The 16000-nt window shown below is 34.2% G+C and carries 17 protein-coding genes; 7 read left to right on the top strand and 10 right to left on the bottom strand.

Annotation, left to right across the window (positions count from 1 at the left end):
* Window positions 1–113 precede the first annotated feature (113 nt).
* A complete protein-coding gene (locus H3S88_RS08625) occupies window positions 114–809 on the top strand; it encodes an AzlC family ABC transporter permease (RefSeq protein ID WP_086326065.1) in 696 nt (231 codons plus the stop codon).
* The gene (locus tag H3S88_RS08620; RefSeq protein ID WP_065738874.1) at window positions 806–1129 is read left to right on the top strand and encodes an AzlD domain-containing protein; all 324 of its coding nucleotides are present in this window, start codon (window positions 806–808) and stop codon (window positions 1127–1129) included. Before H3S88_RS08625 ends, H3S88_RS08620 begins: the two co-directional genes overlap by 4 nt.
* A gap of 44 nt (window positions 1130–1173) precedes the next feature.
* On the opposite strand, the gene H3S88_RS08615 is transcribed toward H3S88_RS08620, so the two are convergent.
* From H3S88_RS08615 to H3S88_RS08580, 8 genes are all read right to left on the bottom strand, one after another.
* Complete coding sequence (locus H3S88_RS08615; RefSeq protein WP_198231965.1) at window positions 1174–2073, bottom strand: heme biosynthesis HemY N-terminal domain-containing protein; 900 nt, start codon at window positions 2071–2073, stop codon at window positions 1174–1176.
* 10 nt (window positions 2074–2083) lie between these two features.
* Window positions 2084–3538: a uroporphyrinogen-III C-methyltransferase gene (locus H3S88_RS08610; protein ID WP_198228046.1), complete on the bottom strand. Its 1455-nt coding sequence runs from the start codon at window positions 3536–3538 to the stop codon at window positions 2084–2086.
* 241 nt (window positions 3539–3779) lie between these two features.
* Entirely contained in the window at window positions 3780–4508 is a 729-nt protein-coding gene (locus H3S88_RS08605; RefSeq protein WP_198228048.1) for a uroporphyrinogen-III synthase, read from the bottom strand.
* Window positions 4505–5425 carry a hydroxymethylbilane synthase gene (hemC, locus tag H3S88_RS08600; RefSeq protein ID WP_198228050.1) on the bottom strand — a complete coding sequence of 307 codons (921 nt, stop codon included), beginning with the start codon at window positions 5423–5425 and terminating at the stop codon, window positions 4505–4507. Before hemC ends, H3S88_RS08605 begins: the two co-directional genes overlap by 4 nt.
* Window positions 5426–5552: 127 nt before the next feature.
* Entirely contained in the window at window positions 5553–6920 is a 1368-nt protein-coding gene (gene purB / locus H3S88_RS08595; RefSeq protein ID WP_198228052.1) for an adenylosuccinate lyase, read from the bottom strand.
* Between the two features lie 47 nt (window positions 6921–6967).
* A complete protein-coding gene (hflD, locus tag H3S88_RS08590) occupies window positions 6968–7615 on the bottom strand; it encodes a high frequency lysogenization protein HflD (RefSeq protein WP_039129884.1) in 648 nt (215 codons plus the stop codon).
* A 1-nt stretch (window position 7616) separates the two neighbouring features.
* Window positions 7617–8735, bottom strand: coding sequence for a tRNA 2-thiouridine(34) synthase MnmA (gene mnmA, locus H3S88_RS08585; protein WP_198228054.1), 1119 nt, complete (start codon window positions 8733–8735; stop codon window positions 7617–7619).
* Between the two features lie 256 nt (window positions 8736–8991).
* Window positions 8992–9678, bottom strand: a complete 687-nt coding sequence (locus H3S88_RS08580; RefSeq protein WP_198228056.1) for a LexA family transcriptional regulator — start codon at window positions 9676–9678, stop codon at window positions 8992–8994.
* Window positions 9679–9829: 151 nt separating this feature from the next.
* Here H3S88_RS08580 and H3S88_RS08575 point away from each other — a divergent pair, with 151 nt between their 5' ends.
* On the top strand, window positions 9830–10054 hold the full coding sequence (locus H3S88_RS08575; RefSeq protein ID WP_038517432.1) for a helix-turn-helix domain-containing protein: 225 nt from the start codon (window positions 9830–9832) through the stop codon (window positions 10052–10054).
* A gap of 66 nt (window positions 10055–10120) precedes the next feature.
* On the opposite strand, the gene tpiA is transcribed toward H3S88_RS08575, so the two are convergent.
* Complete coding sequence (tpiA, locus tag H3S88_RS08570) at window positions 10121–10885, bottom strand: triose-phosphate isomerase (RefSeq protein WP_198228058.1); 765 nt, start codon at window positions 10883–10885, stop codon at window positions 10121–10123.
* Between the two features lie 100 nt (window positions 10886–10985).
* Between tpiA and zapB the strand changes: the two genes are divergently transcribed.
* The 4 genes from zapB (at window position 10986) to H3S88_RS08550 (ending at window position 14474) form a co-directional block, all read left to right on the top strand.
* On the top strand, window positions 10986–11231 hold the full coding sequence (zapB, locus tag H3S88_RS08565; protein ID WP_065738884.1) for a cell division protein ZapB: 246 nt from the start codon (window positions 10986–10988) through the stop codon (window positions 11229–11231).
* Window positions 11232–11307: 76 nt separating this feature from the next.
* A complete protein-coding gene (locus H3S88_RS08560) occupies window positions 11308–12612 on the top strand; it encodes a DUF2868 domain-containing protein (RefSeq protein ID WP_198228060.1) in 1305 nt (434 codons plus the stop codon).
* A 1-nt stretch (window position 12613) separates the two neighbouring features.
* Window positions 12614–13972, top strand: coding sequence for a DUF3482 domain-containing protein (locus tag H3S88_RS08555; RefSeq protein ID WP_198228062.1), 1359 nt, complete (start codon window positions 12614–12616; stop codon window positions 13970–13972).
* A 37-nt stretch (window positions 13973–14009) separates the two neighbouring features.
* Window positions 14010–14474, top strand: coding sequence for a C40 family peptidase (locus H3S88_RS08550; protein ID WP_198228064.1), 465 nt, complete (start codon window positions 14010–14012; stop codon window positions 14472–14474).
* Window positions 14475–14594: 120 nt separating this feature from the next.
* Here H3S88_RS08550 and H3S88_RS08545 read toward each other — a convergent pair whose 3' ends face one another.
* Complete coding sequence (locus tag H3S88_RS08545; RefSeq protein ID WP_370528592.1) at window positions 14595–15782, bottom strand: histidinol-phosphate transaminase; 1188 nt, start codon at window positions 15780–15782, stop codon at window positions 14595–14597.
* Between the last annotated feature and the right edge of the window lie 218 nt (window positions 15783–16000).

Below are 16000 nucleotides of genomic sequence, written 5' to 3'. Positions count from 1 at the left end.
GCTAAGTTAAGATTAATTAAAAAATATACTGAAACGTCTGCTTAACCTGAAACTTTTTTACAAAAAATTATAATTATTCATTAGTTGTACAGTTCTTATATTAAGGAAAGAACATGTCATTAACATTTAAAGATGGTGTTTACGCTTGTATCCCAACTTTATTAGGTTATATTGGTATCGGTATTGCTGCTGGTGTTGTTGGCAAATCCGCACATCTATCTGTATTAGAAATCACTTTATTGGCCGTAATTATTTATGCTGGAGCTTCACAATTTATTGTTTCTGGATTAATGTTAGTTGCTACACCTATTTCAGCTATTATTTTTACCGTATTTTTAGTCAATTCTCGCCATTTTTTAATGAGTATGGCAACCGCACCGACTTTTCGAAAATACTCCTTACTTAACAATATTGGGATTGGTAGCTTATTAACCGATGAGAGTTTTGCCGTGGCAATGAATGCAATTGCTAATAAAGAGCCTATTAATGCTGCATGGATGCATGGACTAAATTTAACCGCTTATATTACTTGGATTTTATCCTGTTTCATTGGTGCCCTAATTGGTGAGTGGTTACCCGATCCAACAAAATTTGGGTTAGATTACGCTTTAGTGGCTATGTTTATCGGGCTTTTGTATTTACAGTTAATTGGCGATAAAACTAAACGTTTAAGAAATCGAGTTATTGCGATGTTAACGGTGAGTGTTTTATTGGTACTGTTATTACGATTTATTTCTTCTGAAATGGCTATACTTATCAGCACATTCGCAGGTTGTTTTATGGGCGTTGCAATGGAGCGTAAAGCATGACCACATACAGTTTATTGATTATTTTAGGGTGTGGGCTTGTTACTTGGCTGCCGAGAGTAATTCCATTTATATTAGTACGAAAAGTGCAATTGCCTGAAATCGTTATCCGATTCTTATCTTATGTACCTTTATGTATTTTAACGGCTCTTTTTGTGCAAAATCTCTTTATTGCCAAACAAGGCGAATTCCCTGTTTTTAACATTGAGTATTGTTTAGCGGCTATACCAACTACGTTGATTGCCATTTTGACTAAAAATTTAATGTGGATTGTTGTTGTTGGTATGTGCTCTATGGCGGTCATTCGGTATTTCTTGGTTTAATGATAAATAGGAACAAAAAAAGACAGGGCAAATGCCCTGTTTTTTTATGTTCTTTCTTTCAATTCTAATTTGTTAATCGTTCTGAGGATTTTATCTGCTTCAGCCGTTTGCCCTAATTGATTAAGATAATTTGCCATCGCTCTTTTATAGGCAACATTATTAACAATCGCCTTAGGTTGTGAATTCCACCATTTTATTAAGGCTAACGGATCACTATCGGTTGATAATTGCTTGATACGACTTACATAGGCAACTTGTTTAAATTGGTCTAATTGCGACTCACTAAATGCTCCTGCTTTATACATAGCTGGCATAAGGTCAATGATTGCTTGATAATTTTGTGTATCATAATAGATTTGATCAGCAAGCCTTAACACTTCTGGATTACGAGGTTTCTCATTTAATAAAGTTTCAATTGTTGCTCGTGCTGCATCATACTCACGGTTTTTAATTTGCAAACGGATTTGCACTAATTGAAAAGCAAATAATTCGTTCGGTTGACAATGTTTAGCTGCTTGTTCTAACGATTGATTAGCTGGAATTACTTCATCATTGTCAATTTGCGTTTGGGCAGCAAGTAAGAACGATAAAGCTGTATTGGTTGAGGCTTTGGCACTCTTCATAAAAAATTTACTGGCTTGTTTATAATCCCCTTCAAGTAATGAAAGCTGTGCTTGCTCAAGTCGTTTAGCTGATTTTCTAGGTGATTTTGAGCGCAACCAGTTGCCCAACATTGTTTTGGAATTAAAGATTTTCTCAAAGAACCAATAGCAAATGTATAAACAAAGTAAACCCAGTAATTCTAAGATCACAAAGGATATAAATGACATACTGATTCTATAATTGGCGACCTCAAAAACGGCTGAGCCTTGATGACCCTGTAATAATGGCCCTAGAAAAAATCCACCCACTAGCACTAAGAAAATAATTAATATTTTAAGCATCATTATTCTCCTATTGTGCCAACATTAAATGAACACGAGTTTGCATCAGTTTTTCTAACTCACTGACACTTTCGAGTTTGTTAGGTACAGATTGGTCACTAATCGATTGGTTGAGCAAATTGTCAAGGTCATCTAAGAAAGCTTTAACACTTGGTGCGTTACTATCAAAATAAGCACTCACCCAAAGTAAAGCATCACTAAGTGCCCTTTGATAGATTAAATCTTGATGTCGAGGTACTGCTTGAGCAGCAATTAAAAGACGAAAACGAATATTTTCTCGAAGATAAAGTGATTGTTCTAACGTCAATGGTTCTTTAAAAATTTGGCATCTAAGCATCTGTTTTTCATCTAAGCCTGCTTTAGACAAACAGGTTTTGAAGTTATTTTCTTTTTCATCGAGGTTTTCGATGGTAATGAATTTAGCCATAAAGTTTTTTGTATTCGTCAGTAAATTACTGGACCAATCTGAAATTGATGAAGTAATACTTTGCTTATCATTATGAGCCATATCAGAATCAGCTCCCAAATTCACGTCTTGCGCGCTGGTTGTATGGGAATTTGACGGTTCTGTTTGGGTTGAGGCAACGGCATCATCATGTTGCGTCATGCCTAAATCTATTTGTTTATAATTACCAACTAAAGGTAATTCATTGAGTGATTCTGAAAGTCCAACCAAATTCATGATAATGCCATCATAATCAATAAAACTCACCTGAGACAGTGAATTAATATCTTCATTAATTGCCTGTCTTGCTGGTATTAAACTTGGATCATTTGCTTGTGCAAGACTTGCATCAGCATTTTTTAACAATAACCGAGCGGTCACATAATCGTGCTCATTCCAGATTTTTCTACCAGCTAAATGCACTAAATAATTAGCTTGAGAAATTAACCAGACACTGTAATTTGTTGCCGACATGGACGATAAGCGTTCATTAAGGTTATAAATATTTTGCTCATTAAGTTTTGATGCATCATTAATCTGATTAGTTAACTGTTGTTGTGCTTTTTGTTGTTCAGTCAATTGATCATCAACTCGTTGCTCTAATGTTGCAAATTGTTGATTCTGTTTGTTTACCGCTTGCGTAATGTTATTTTGTAAATCGTGAATAATACTATCTTTGGTGGTTTGCTTTAAATTAGCTAATTCTGTTTGTAAACTAGCAATCGTCTTTTTTTGGTTTTCAACTTGTGTATGACCGTGATAAAAAACAAAACCTCCAAGACCAAGAGTTAGCGCAATAGCTAAAAGGGATAGTTTTGATACAGGTGCTTTATTGACATTATTAGATGATGCAACTTTTTTTTCAACTGTTGGACTAGATTGGGCGGTTGTTGATGTTCTATTATCTTCTTTCATAGTCTTTTTCGCTTTATCTAAAGTAGTGATAGTGGAAGATTGGCTAAATGAAGAGGTGCTGATGGTAGAAAGTGTGGCATTGGCACCATAATATCGTAATGGCATAACTGACCTCATTTAGCATTGATATAATTAACAATATTATGACATAGAGTCATTATAGTTTTAAATAAAATTTGCTATTTGAATTAACAAACGATCATAATAACTTTTTTTAACCTAGCTTTGCTATTACTTTTAATAAATTAAAATTTTATTCAATAAAATTTTTTAAAATAAATAACCATCTTCACTATTACTATTTAAACGAATAAGCGAAAAGTATTTTTCAACGTTATTAAATTTATTATAACGGGGTAGGGAAGTGTTGTTTTACAGCATTAAAGACAGTTTGATTATCCGCACTATTTATTAATAAAACATTTTGCCATGTTAACTCTTTAGCTTTTGTAAAAATCCTTTGACTGGTTACCAGTAAACGACTTTGTTTTTTGTGTTCATCACTGCTATAGGATTCAAGTTGGTTTAGGTGCTCAATACTGGTAATAATAATGAGTTGTTGTGAGATATGCTCAGATAAGATATCAGGTTGGTAGATTATGGGAGTGCGAGAATAACACTCAATCAATTTTACTTTGGCTTGGCGAGACCTTAGCGTTTGTGCCAGTAATGGTCGACCTGAGTTACCACATAAGATTAAAATGTTTCGTTGTTTTACTGATTGTTGTTGAAGTAACACTAATAATCCTTCACTGTCTTCTCTATCAGGATAATTAACTTCAATTTCGGTGAATTGCTTAAATAATTGTGCAGATTTTTTGCCTATTGCAAAATAACTAATGTTTTTTGGCAAGGTCAAATGGGTAAAACACTGATTAATGGCATGAGTTACTTGGGGGGAAACCACTATCACGATATCTTGGGGTAATAGCTGGTTTAACTGATGCTGTAACTGTAGAATGTCACGACCTTGTGAAATTTTAAAAAATGGCAAATGTTGCGCAGGTAGATTGGCTTGGTTAAATAACTCACTTAATTTTTCACCTTCCGGAGAGGGTCTGGTTACAAAAATCATGCGTCTAATAATTCCGTTAGAATTAAATCTGCACCTTGATTTAATAACTGTTTAGCAAGCTTTTCACCTAAAGATTCGGCTTCGTTTATAAAACCTGTTATCTGTTGTTTAATTATTTTTGAACCGTCAACACGACCCACCAGACCTTGTAAAAATAATTCATCATTATTCAGCCGGCAATAACCCGCAATAGGTACTTGGCATCCACCTTGTAAGGCGTTATTCATTGCTCTTTCGGCTTGGATACAAACTCGACTTTTTTTATCATCAAGAACTGAAATAATGTCCAATATTTGTTTATCGTCAGTGCGACTTTCAATGCCAATCGCGCCTTGCCCAACAGCGGGCAACATTAAATCTGTATCTATGTATTGAGTAATTCTGTGTTCTAAAGATAAACGTTTTAAACCGACTGACGCCAGAATTATGGCATCATATTGCCCATCATCCAATTTATTGAGACGTGTGCCTACATTACCACGAAGATCTTTAATTATTAAATGGGGAAAATGACTGCGCAACTGACATTGGCGCCGTAAACTTGATGTACCAACAATTGCACTTTCAGGTAAATCATTTAGATTGGTATATTTATTAGCAACAAATGCATCTCGAACCTCATCTCTTTGGCAAATAGTTGCTAGCATCAAACCTTCAGGGAACTGAGCGGGAATGTCTTTAATTGAGTGAACCGCAATATCTGCTTCATTATTTAATATTGCTTGTTCTAACTGTTTAACAAAAAGACCTTTTCCACCAATTTTTGATAATGGACTATCAAGTATAATATCACCTTGAGTCACCATTGGAATAAGTTCAACCGTTAAATCTTTATGTGCTAATAATAGATTTTGTTTAACGAAATTAGCTTGCCATAACGCTAATGGGCTTTTCCTTGTTGCAATACGAATCTTCAATTCATTTTCCTAATTTTATAAATGAGGCTTTTTGTTTGGTTAACTCTGTTATTTTTATAGCGCTAAGGATAATTATTGATAATCAATCCTTAGCACAATTGTTGTTATACTTAATGAGCAGTAAACATTATAACTTATCGACAAAACTGGTCGCAAAGCCAATATAATTAGCAGGTGTTAACTGTTTTAAACGTGCTTTTTCTTCCTCAGGTAAATCCAACGATTCAATAAACAGTTGCATACCTTGAGCATCGACACGTTTGCCGCGAGTTAGCTCTTTTAATTTTTCGTATGGTTTTTCAATCCCATAACGTCTCATCACAGTTTGTATCGGTTCCGCTAACACTTCCCAATTACGATTAAGTTCTTCAAGCAAATAGCTTTGATTTACTTCAAGTTTATTTAATCCTTTTAACGTTGATTGATAAGCAATAACGGCATAACCAATCCCAACACCTAGATTGCGTAAAACGGTTGAATCGGTAAGATCACGTTGCCAACGAGAAATTGGTAATTTACTGCCTAAATGGTTCATGATCGCGTTAGCAATGCCTAAGTTACCTTCTGAATTTTCAAAATCTATTGGATTGACTTTATGTGGCATTGTTGATGAACCAATTTCACCAGCAACGGTTTTTTGTTTAAAATGATTTAATGAAATATAGCCCCATACATCCCGATCGAAGTCAATTACAATGGTATTGAAACGGGCAACACAATCAAAAAATTCGGCAATATAGTCATGTGGTTCAATTTGTGTGGTATAAGGATTCCATTCTAATCCTAATGAGCAAACAAATTCTTCACTCAATTTATGCCAGTCCACTTGTGGATAAGCAACCATATGTGCATTGTAATTTCCTGTTGCACCATTAATTTTACCTAAAATCTCAATCGATTGGAGTTGTTTAAATTGACGTTGCAGACGATAAGCAACATTGGCGAACTCTTTACCAATTGTTGATGGTGTTGCCGGTTGCCCATGTGTTCTGGAAAGTAACGGTAAATCTCGATACTCTTTTGCTTGAGAAGTGATTTTATCAATTAGTTGTTGCCAATAGGGTAGTAAGACCGTTTCTCTGGCTGTTTTTAGCATCAACGCATGCGATAAATTGTTAATATCTTCGGATGTGCATGCAAAATGGATAAATTCATTGATAGCATGCAGTTCTTCGTTACTACTGACTTTTTCTTTTAAAAAATATTCAACCGCTTTCACATCGTGATTGGTGGTTCTTTCTATCTCTTTAATTCGCTTCGCATCTTGCTCATTAAAGTTTTCAATGATTTGATTAAGATGCTCAGTAGCTAATTGGCTTAATGCTGGAACTTCAGGAATATTTTCTTGAGATGCTAATTTTTGTAACCAACGGACTTCAACTTGAACACGGTATTTTAATAAACCATATTCGCTAAAAATGGTACGTAATTGTGTTGTTTTCTCTCCATAACGGCCATCAATAGGCGAAAGGGCTGTAAGTGCAGATAATTCCATCGGTTTAACTCCGTTACTATTTTGAAATATCGAATATAAAATATACGTTAATAAGGTGTATTAATTGTTTGTAATAGCTGTTGCGCTGCATCACAAATACGTTTGCGCTGAAACAAAAACTGTAAACGACTACCACCGACTTGATACCATAGGATGGCCGATCGAATACAGCCCAAAAGTGCAGTTCTGACTTTAGCCTGCACAAAAGCATTCTGTAGAAATTTGGCTTTACCCGTTATCTGTATTTTGGTGGATATAGGGCTGACAATATCAGAATAAATTCCAGCCAATGAATAGGATAAATCTTCAATATTATCACCAATTGTTTCATCACTTAAATCAGGATAAAGACTGGTAATGTGTTTTAATCGTTGATCTATCTTACTTAGTGAATCATTATTTTTTAGTAATTTACTGGTTATATTTAGAGAACTAAAAACATAACGCATTATTTCCATCTGTTCTTTTTGTCCAGATGAAAGTAGCTCAATCAGTGTTTGTAACCCTATTTTAATGTTGTAAATACCATTATAAACATCTAATGTTGTGTTGGGTGAGGTGATAAACACACTTTTTATCGAGCGTTCGTATAATGTACTATTACAGATTCCTGAATTAGCTAATTGCGGAATTAATAATGCACTTTGCGCAACACCTGCAAGTGCAATAGCAATATGATGATACTTGCTGTCCATTTTACAACTCCTGTCTACCTATGATTCGCTCTTCAATGATGCCGCCACCAAGACATACTTCTCCTTGATAAAATACGGCTGATTGTCCTGGCGTTACTGCAGCAACAGGATGAGTAAATATCACTTCAATTTTATCTTCTGATAAAGGATTAACTTGGCAAGCGATATCTTGCTGACGATAACGTGTTTTAACGGTACATGTAAAAGGTTTGCTGACAACTTGACGATCAACCCAATGTAATTGGCTAGCAATTAATCCATCAGAAAATAATGCAGGATGGTCATGTCCTTGTGCAACAATCAATTCATTATTTTGTAAATCTTTATCTACAACATACCAAGGTGTATCATCAGCTTGTTTTAAACCACCAATCCCTAAGCCTTTACGCTGTCCTAATGTGTGATACATAAGTCCATGGTGCTTTCCAATTATTTCACCATCTACCGTGCGAATTGCTCCCCCCTTTGCAGGTAAATAGCGCGCTAAAAAGTCACTGAATTTTCGTTCTCCAATAAAACAGATACCTGTAGAATCTTTTTTAGCCGCCGTTGCTAAACCTAATTGTTGGGCGATTTCACGTACTTTCGGTTTTTCCAGTTCACCTACTGGAAATAAGCTTTGCTTAATTTGAGCTTCATTTAGAGTGTAAAGAAAATAACTTTGGTCTTTATTGTTATCCACACCTCGCAATAATTCAACTTTGCCATTACTTTCACGTTTGCGTACATAATGACCTGTTGCGATATAATCTGCGCCAAGATCTTCTGCTGCATATTCAAGAAAGGCTTTAAATTTGATCTCTTTATTACATAAGATATCTGGATTTGGCGTGCGACCTGCTTTATATTCAGATAAAAAATGTTCAAAAACATTATCCCAATATTCAGCAGCAAAATTGATAGTGTGTAATTTGATATTCAATTTATCACAAACGGCTTGAGCATCGGCTAAATCGACTGATGCGGAACAATACTCCTCGGTATCATCTTCTTCCCAATTTTTCATAAATAAGCCAACAACATGGTAACCTTGTTGCTGTAATAGATAAGCTGAAACAGATGAGTCAACGCCACCAGACATGCCGACAACAACTTTTTTGGATGTATTTACATTTGACATAATAACAAAATAGTAGACTTAAGAATTATGATAATTTTATCATACCTCAATAAAAAAGCATAAAGTTATACCCGCAACAGTTTATTTAATCGTGATGGCTTTTTGCTAAAACATAGGGTTAATCTCAAACTTTTTCACATTTTTTTAAACTGATTTTAAAGTTTATAAGAAAGGAAAACTACGAATTAATAATTCTTTTAATAACTCAGTCGAATAATTAGCGACGGAGTTATTAATATATTATATAGTTTTTTTATTAAAAATCCTTTAATAAATAGATGACATGCCCAATGATTTCGAAATTCTGTGGCGAATTTTTATCAATCAAAATCGTTGGGTACTTAGGATTATCACACAATAAAGCTAAGTTAGTCCCCTGATTTTGAATTCGTTTAACACAAATTTGGTCATCATATTGCACAGCATAAAGATAACCATCAATCGGTTTACAATATGCTTTATTAATGATCAAAATATCATGGTTGGATATAGTTGGATCCATACTGTCACCTTTAGCCCAAATCGCAGTTAAATCCTCAGTTTTACATCCTTGATTTTTAATTAAGTTTACTTCAAAAGGAATAGAATCAATTCGTGATAATGGATTGACATTTTTATTTAGGTCATGAAAAGGAATACGAAATGATTCTGTACCTATAGAATCACTAAGTAAACGACATTCTCCTTTTCCTGTTGCTAACCATTCAATAGGTACATCACATTTTTGGGCAATGATTGCTAATCGATTTAATGATGGATAGGTTTTACCAGATAAATAATCTCGAATTACAGCTTCTGACATGCCAACTTTTTTGGCAAAAGCATTACCGGAAAGTCCTTCTAATAATAAAGTTAATCTATTTTTAAAATTTATTACGCCTGTTTTTGTTAAAATGCTCGTTTTTTCGTGCTCGCTAAGCGTTTTAAAATTGTTTTCTTTCATTTTTTGTTCCATTTTATAGATTTTTTTTGTTTTTATAGTTTTGTTTCGTTTTTTTATGTGTTATTCTTTTTGTGGTAACATTTTACCATTTCGTATTGTAATGCCGATAATCATTACAATAGCAAAGAATTAACCTGAAGAGGATCTCATAATGAGCGAACAAGATCAAGATTGGTCACCATCAAGAGTTGTCGGTGAAATTAAAATTAGAGGTGGAAACTTAAGGGCACTATCAAGATCAAGTGGCTTACAAGCTGATACTTTGAGAAATGCTTTATATCGACACTGTCCAAAATATGAACGAATTATTGCTGAATACTTACAAGTTTCTGTTGAAACTATTTGGCCTTCACGTTATAGCATTCAAGCAAAATAATTATTTTTGATACTACATCAATTTAAATTCTTCCTTAAAAAAGACGCCTTTTCAGGCGTCATTATTTTATTTTTTTGCTTGTTCTGCTGCTCGAACAATTGCTGCAAAAGCATCTGCTTTAAGGGATGCACCGCCCACTAAAGCACCATCAATATCTGGTTGTGTAAATAATTCTGCTGCATTTTTATCATTTACTGAACCACCATATTGAATAATTACTTGTTCTGCAACTTGAGCATCTTGTTTTGCAATATGATCACGGATGAATTTATGAACAGCTTGAGCTTGGGCTGGAGTCGCAGATTTGCCAGTACCAATAGCCCAAACAGGCTCATAAGCAATTACTGCACCGTTGAATGCTTCAACACCTAATGCATTTATCACTGCATCAATTTGGCGCGCACATACTGATTGAGTTTGACCTGCTTCATTTTCAGCTTCAGTTTCACCGATACAAAGAACTGGCACTAAACCAGATTCTTTTAATACACCAAATTTTTTGGCAATAAATTCATCTGACTCTTTGTGGTAAGTACGACGTTCTGAATGACCGATAATTACATGAGTGACACCCACTTCCTTTAACATTGTCGCTGATACTTCACCTGTATAAGCGCCAGACAGGTTAACATCTACATCTTGGGCACCTAAAATAATATTAGAACCACCTAATTGATGTTTAACAAAGTCTAAATAAACTACTGGTGGGGCAATAGCAATATCACACGCTGCTTCTGTCGATAGTTCTTTTCTTAAACCCTCAACTAAATTTTTAGCCATATCAATACTACCATTGAGTTTCCAGTTACCCATAACGAGAGGTTTTCGCATAATTTTCTCCAACTTAAGTTTTAAAAAGGTGTTGATTTTAGAATGAATTCGTTATAATGGGGAGTATTATACATCAAATAATTTGAGCTTGAGGAAAAATATGACATTAGAAATTTTAAATCAGTTAGAAAATAAAATTCAGCATACTGTTAATACTATTACGACATTACAAAACGAAATTGCGACTTTAAAGCAAGGCAATCAAGAATTAGAACAGTTGATCAATGACAGTTCAGATGAAATGAAAGCATTACGCGAAGAAAATGAAAAGCTCAAACAAGATCAACAAGTTTGGCAGCAACGTATCCAAACTTTATTAACCAAAATAGGTGAAATCACACAATAAATCACACTATTTATAAACGCGGCTTATCTTGCGATTGTTTTATATTTCATTAATATAATTGTGAAAATTAACTATAATGCGAGAAGAGTTAAAATCGCTGTGGATTGCTCAGACTATTCATTTAATTGAAAAAGAATCTGGGCGATTTGCAGATCAAGATATTAATCGACAAGTAAGAGTGATTCAAACGTCACTGGTTAATCGTATTGTCATGCGAGCTGTCATGCTATCAAAACAAAATGGTTTGTATGCAGCGCAAAGAAATTTATTAAAAGCAATAAATCTCTCTTTTTTAGTATTCATTTTTTTATCTATTATTTGTGGTGCATCATTGGCTTTTAGTACTTTAAGCCAAAATCCAATTAATTTGTATTGGGCGCTTTTTAGTTTACTAGGTCTTCATTTAGTCACTTTATTTATCTGGTTAGTCTCCTCTTTTTTGTTTACTAATTTAGGTGGTAGCTTTTTAGTTTATTGCTGGTTATGGTTAGCAAAAAAGTTCTCCCAAAAAAAGACGGTACAACAGCTTATTCCAGCTTTTATTGAGTTATTCGGTGGGCGTATTCGTTGGCTAATTGGATTTGTACTTAATCTTTTTTGGTCAGTAATATTAAGTAGTGCGTTAATAGTGCTTATTGCCTTATTTTCAACAAAACATTATAGTTTTGAATGGAAAACAACATTACTTAGCTCAGATACGATTATTAGCCTAACTCATTATTTAGGTTGGTTACCTTCGAAAATAGGGTTTATGATTCCTGATGATAATATTATCAGATTAAGTGAACACGCTCTAAATGCTGGAGAAATACGTTCTGCTTGGGCAATTTGGTTGCTCGGTGTTTTCATCGTTTATGGTTTAGCGATTCGATTTTTATGTATGATAATTTGCGGGATTAATTGGTTGGTTAGTTGTCGACGAATTAAATTCAATACCCAACATCCTGATTATCAATTATTAGCAAATGATCTACAACCTATATTGTTTCATGTTGAAGATGAAGATAATAAAGATAACGTTAAATTTGAAAAATCAATTTCGCATTTGACTAAAGAGGGAATAGGTACTTTCTTGGTGGCAATTGATATTCAAGAAGAGTGGAATCCACCAAATTCAGTAACTTTTTTAGGTTTTTTAAATACGCGTGAACAGCGCCGTAAAATTCTTGACTATTTACAATTAACACCTGCTAAAAAGTTATTAATCGCGATTGATACTGATAGGGCACCCGATCGGGGTATGTTAAATTTAATTAATCAACTGACAAGTAAATCGCAGCAGAGTCGGATCTGGTTTATCAATCAAGGCAAACAATTTAATAATTGGCAAGCGTTATCGTTACAATCAGCTTTACCAACATGGTTAAGCGAGGAATTTTAACATGTTAACGACATTGAAATTAGCTGTGGTTGGGCACGCAAATGTAGGAAAAACATCATTATTACGCACTTTAATTCGCAATAGTAACTTTGGTGATGTATCAGATAAACCAGGCACAACAAGACATGTCGAATCAATTACCTTACCTGTTGATAACCAAAACACCATTATTTTTTATGATACACCAGGTTTAGAAGATAGCTTGGCACTGTATGATTACATTCATCAATTAACACCAGCTAACAATAAACTTGATGGTATTGATAAATTAACATTTTTTTTACAAAGCCCAGAAGCCGAAAATACCTTTGATCAAGAAACTAAAGTAATCAGACAATTATTGAAAAGTGATGCCGCTATCTATGTAATCGATGTACGAGAGCCAATTTTAGATAAATATCATGATGAATTAGCTATATTAGCCAGTGGAGCCAAACCGATATTGGCGGTATTAAATTTTACCGCGAGTATGCAACAAAATGAAAATGAATGGAAAATATTACTTTCTCGGATCGGTATTCATGCTATCATACGGTTCGATGCAATCGTGCCGCCCATAGATGGTGAAGAACGATTGTATAAGAGTTTATCTTTGCTAATTGAGCCGGCAAAATTGATTTTAGATCAATGGTTAAATAAAATTACGCAAATGCGTGAAGCTCGCAATAAAAAGGCTAATTTGATTATTGCTAAAGCTTTAGTTGATGTAACAGCTTTTTACAAAATGGCCAAATCTGATGATAAACAAGCTATTGTCGATATGCAAAATCAAGTAAGAAAGCGAGAACAGTTGGCAATAAATGAGCTGTTAAAACTCTTTCAGTTTAATTCAGCTTTAGAAAGTGAAGAATGTTTGCCTTTGTTAAAAGGTCGTTATAATGCAGATCTATTTAATATAGATGCCCTAACCACAATGGGCATGCATTTGACGAAAGGTTTTGTGTCAGGTGCTACAATTGGTGCAAGTATTGATTTAGTTACCGGAGGCATTACGCTTGGTTCTGCAACGCTCATTGGCGGTGCGGTCGGTAGTTTAGTGCAAACAGCCAAGCATTATGGTTCTAGAATGCGATATCAGCTTTCTGGTTATAATAAATTAAGTGTTGATGATGTTATTATTTGTTACCTTTCTTTACGACTTGTTAGTCTAAAAGAGAGTTTAAATCATCGCAGCCATGCGAACACTTGTCCCATTAAATTATCTAAATTAGAAACGCAAGAATGGAAAAAAGGTGTGTTACCTAAAAGTTTGAAAATAGCAAGGCGTTATTCGCATTGGTCGACGTTAAATAAAGGAACAAAAAGAAATGACAAAAAAAGACAATCGACAATTGAAAATATTGCCGAACAACTTTTTTAGTGTAAAAAAGCGGTTTTTCATAACATTGATATTTTCTATGTTTATGTTAATCGGTTGTAGCAGTACTACAACCGCTACTGTCAATACAAGTTATGGCGCTAAATCAGCTAAAGAGACTAAACAAGATGCCTTGATGTTAGCCAAAATTGACTCCCATTATAAAAAATGGCATAAAACGCCCTATCGTTATGGTGGTATGAGTTTAGATGGTAGTGATTGTTCTGGTTTAGTTGTTAATTTTTTCAAAAATAAACTCTCTAAAACTGTACCAAGAAGTGCTGCTGAGCAAGCTCAATTAGGTTATAAAGTGACTAAACCTAAACCAGGTGATTTAGTATTTTTCAAAACAGGACGAGGCGGCAGTGGTTTACATGTCGGCATTTATTATGCAGATGGTAAATTTTTACACGCTTCAACATCAAAAGGTGTAATTTATTCAAATTTGAATGATGACTATTGGAAAAAACGTTACTGGATGACGCGACGAGTGACTAGTAGTTAATTTATAAACCTGCTTGTCTATTTGACTCAAAATAGTGATATCTAAAAAGCTCTCTAAATTGTGTTCAATTTAGAGAGTTTAATTTTGTCAATAATGACATTTTTAAGAACACTTATGAAATTAAATTTTTCCCTTCTCTTTTAATTCTCGCATAATGTTAGCAACATAAAGCATTTCGCCAGGTGTACCGAGTGAAATACGGCACCAGTCCGTAGCAGGAGGAAAATCTCGTCCTATCAAAATAAAGTTATTTTCCATTAATTCCCGATATGCTTTTAAATCAATCGGACTTTTATGAAACATAAAATTGGTTTCAGATTTTAGGTAATGTAAACCTAAATCCGATAAGACGTTTTCCATGATTTGACGTGAAACATCAACGGCTTTTTTTGAATAAGTTAAAAATGACCGATCATCCATCGAGGCTAATGCTGCACAAACACCACAATAGTTAAGCTTTTCGCCTGCTACATATTGTGCAATATTATTGATATTTTCGGCTGAACTGACCGCATAACCAACACGTAAACCAGCCATAGCATGAATTTTTGAAAAAGTTTTTAGTAGTATTATATTTTCACAACCTTGCCCAATAAGGTAATCGGCTGATTTATATGCCGGATCGTTAACAAACTCAGCGTAGGCTTCATCAATAATAAAAATAGTATTTTTAGGTTTGCTTTTTATCCATGATTCGATCTCTTTAGTTGCAAAAACAGTCGAAGTGGGATTGTTAGGATTAACTAAATAGACAATCGATGATCCTTTATAGTTCTCAACCGCTTTTTGTAAACCTTTCAAATCGATTTGCCAATCCGGTAAACTTGGTACTTTGCTGATGTGTAAATTAAAAATTTTACCAAAATATTCACCGTCACCGTAAGTAAGTTCTGGGATAACTAATTGGGTATCAGGTTTAACATAGGCGGCAATAGCGCTACGAATTCCTTCTGATGAACCCGCGGTTAATAAAATTTGAGATTCAGCAACATTATGATGTTTAGCTAACCGTTTATTCAGCAATGGCATCTCCGCTTTAGCATAACGATTGGCTTTAGGAATAGCATCAATTGCTGCTTGTTTAGCATTAGGTGACATGCCAAGAGCATTTTCATTAAAATTTAGCCTGACTGGATTGTTTACATCGGGTGTAACTACTTTATCAAGCATAGGTAGGTTATAGGAAACCGTATTTTGTACTTCTTGAGCATAGGCTTTAGATAAAAATTGATTGATGGATAACCCAGCTATCGCTGCACTTGAAAATGTTAATAATTTTCTTCTATTGATATTTATATTAGACACCATGATTCACCTCATGTTTTAGTTGATCCTTATGTGGTCAATAATTATTAATGCAAAAATAATACCAAGTTACAGAGTTAATGAATCCTATTGATTTATAATAATAAAATAGTAAAAGAAGAGACTTATCAGTAGATTTTTATTAAAAAAATGCACAATATTGATGCTTTATTGCACAAAAAGGGTGTATAAAAAGACCAGTTATTATTTTTTAGTAATAA

The sequence above is a fragment of the Gilliamella sp. B14448G11 genome (assembly GCF_016101765.1).
GTDB lineage: Bacteria > Pseudomonadota > Gammaproteobacteria > Enterobacterales > Orbaceae > Gilliamella > Gilliamella apicola_N.
Note: the sequence above shows the minus strand (reverse complement) of the source record. Positions and strands in the feature narration are given on the sequence as shown.

What these genes read in the sequence shown, in the direction of transcription:
- H3S88_RS08560 (WP_198228060.1), top strand. Translation starts at nt 11,308, where the DNA reads ATGCGAGAAGAGTTAAAATCGCTGTGGATTGCTCAGACTATTCATTTA.
- mnmA (WP_198228054.1), bottom strand. Translation starts at nt 8,735, where the DNA reads ATGTCAAATGTAAATACATCCAAAAAAGTTGTTGTCGGCATGTCTGGT.
- H3S88_RS08615 (WP_198231965.1), bottom strand. Translation starts at nt 2,073, where the DNA reads ATGCTTAAAATATTAATTATTTTCTTAGTGCTAGTGGGTGGATTTTTT.
- H3S88_RS08545 (WP_370528592.1), bottom strand. Translation starts at nt 15,782, where the DNA reads ATGGTGTCTAATATAAATATCAATAGAAGAAAATTATTAACATTTTCA.
- H3S88_RS08620 (WP_065738874.1), top strand. Translation starts at nt 806, where the DNA reads ATGACCACATACAGTTTATTGATTATTTTAGGGTGTGGGCTTGTTACT.
- purB (WP_198228052.1), bottom strand. Translation starts at nt 6,920, where the DNA reads ATGGAATTATCTGCACTTACAGCCCTTTCGCCTATTGATGGCCGTTAT.
- H3S88_RS08605 (WP_198228048.1), bottom strand. Translation starts at nt 4,508, where the DNA reads ATGATTTTTGTAACCAGACCCTCTCCGGAAGGTGAAAAATTAAGTGAG.
- H3S88_RS08580 (WP_198228056.1), bottom strand. Translation starts at nt 9,678, where the DNA reads ATGAAAGAAAACAATTTTAAAACGCTTAGCGAGCACGAAAAAACGAGC.
- H3S88_RS08555 (WP_198228062.1), top strand. Translation starts at nt 12,614, where the DNA reads ATGTTAACGACATTGAAATTAGCTGTGGTTGGGCACGCAAATGTAGGA.
- H3S88_RS08575 (WP_038517432.1), top strand. Translation starts at nt 9,830, where the DNA reads ATGAGCGAACAAGATCAAGATTGGTCACCATCAAGAGTTGTCGGTGAA.
- H3S88_RS08550 (WP_198228064.1), top strand. Translation starts at nt 14,010, where the DNA reads ATGTTTATGTTAATCGGTTGTAGCAGTACTACAACCGCTACTGTCAAT.
- hflD (WP_039129884.1), bottom strand. Translation starts at nt 7,615, where the DNA reads ATGGACAGCAAGTATCATCATATTGCTATTGCACTTGCAGGTGTTGCG.
- zapB (WP_065738884.1), top strand. Translation starts at nt 10,986, where the DNA reads ATGACATTAGAAATTTTAAATCAGTTAGAAAATAAAATTCAGCATACT.
- H3S88_RS08610 (WP_198228046.1), bottom strand. Translation starts at nt 3,538, where the DNA reads ATGCCATTACGATATTATGGTGCCAATGCCACACTTTCTACCATCAGC.
- H3S88_RS08625 (WP_086326065.1), top strand. Translation starts at nt 114, where the DNA reads ATGTCATTAACATTTAAAGATGGTGTTTACGCTTGTATCCCAACTTTA.
- tpiA (WP_198228058.1), bottom strand. Translation starts at nt 10,885, where the DNA reads ATGCGAAAACCTCTCGTTATGGGTAACTGGAAACTCAATGGTAGTATT.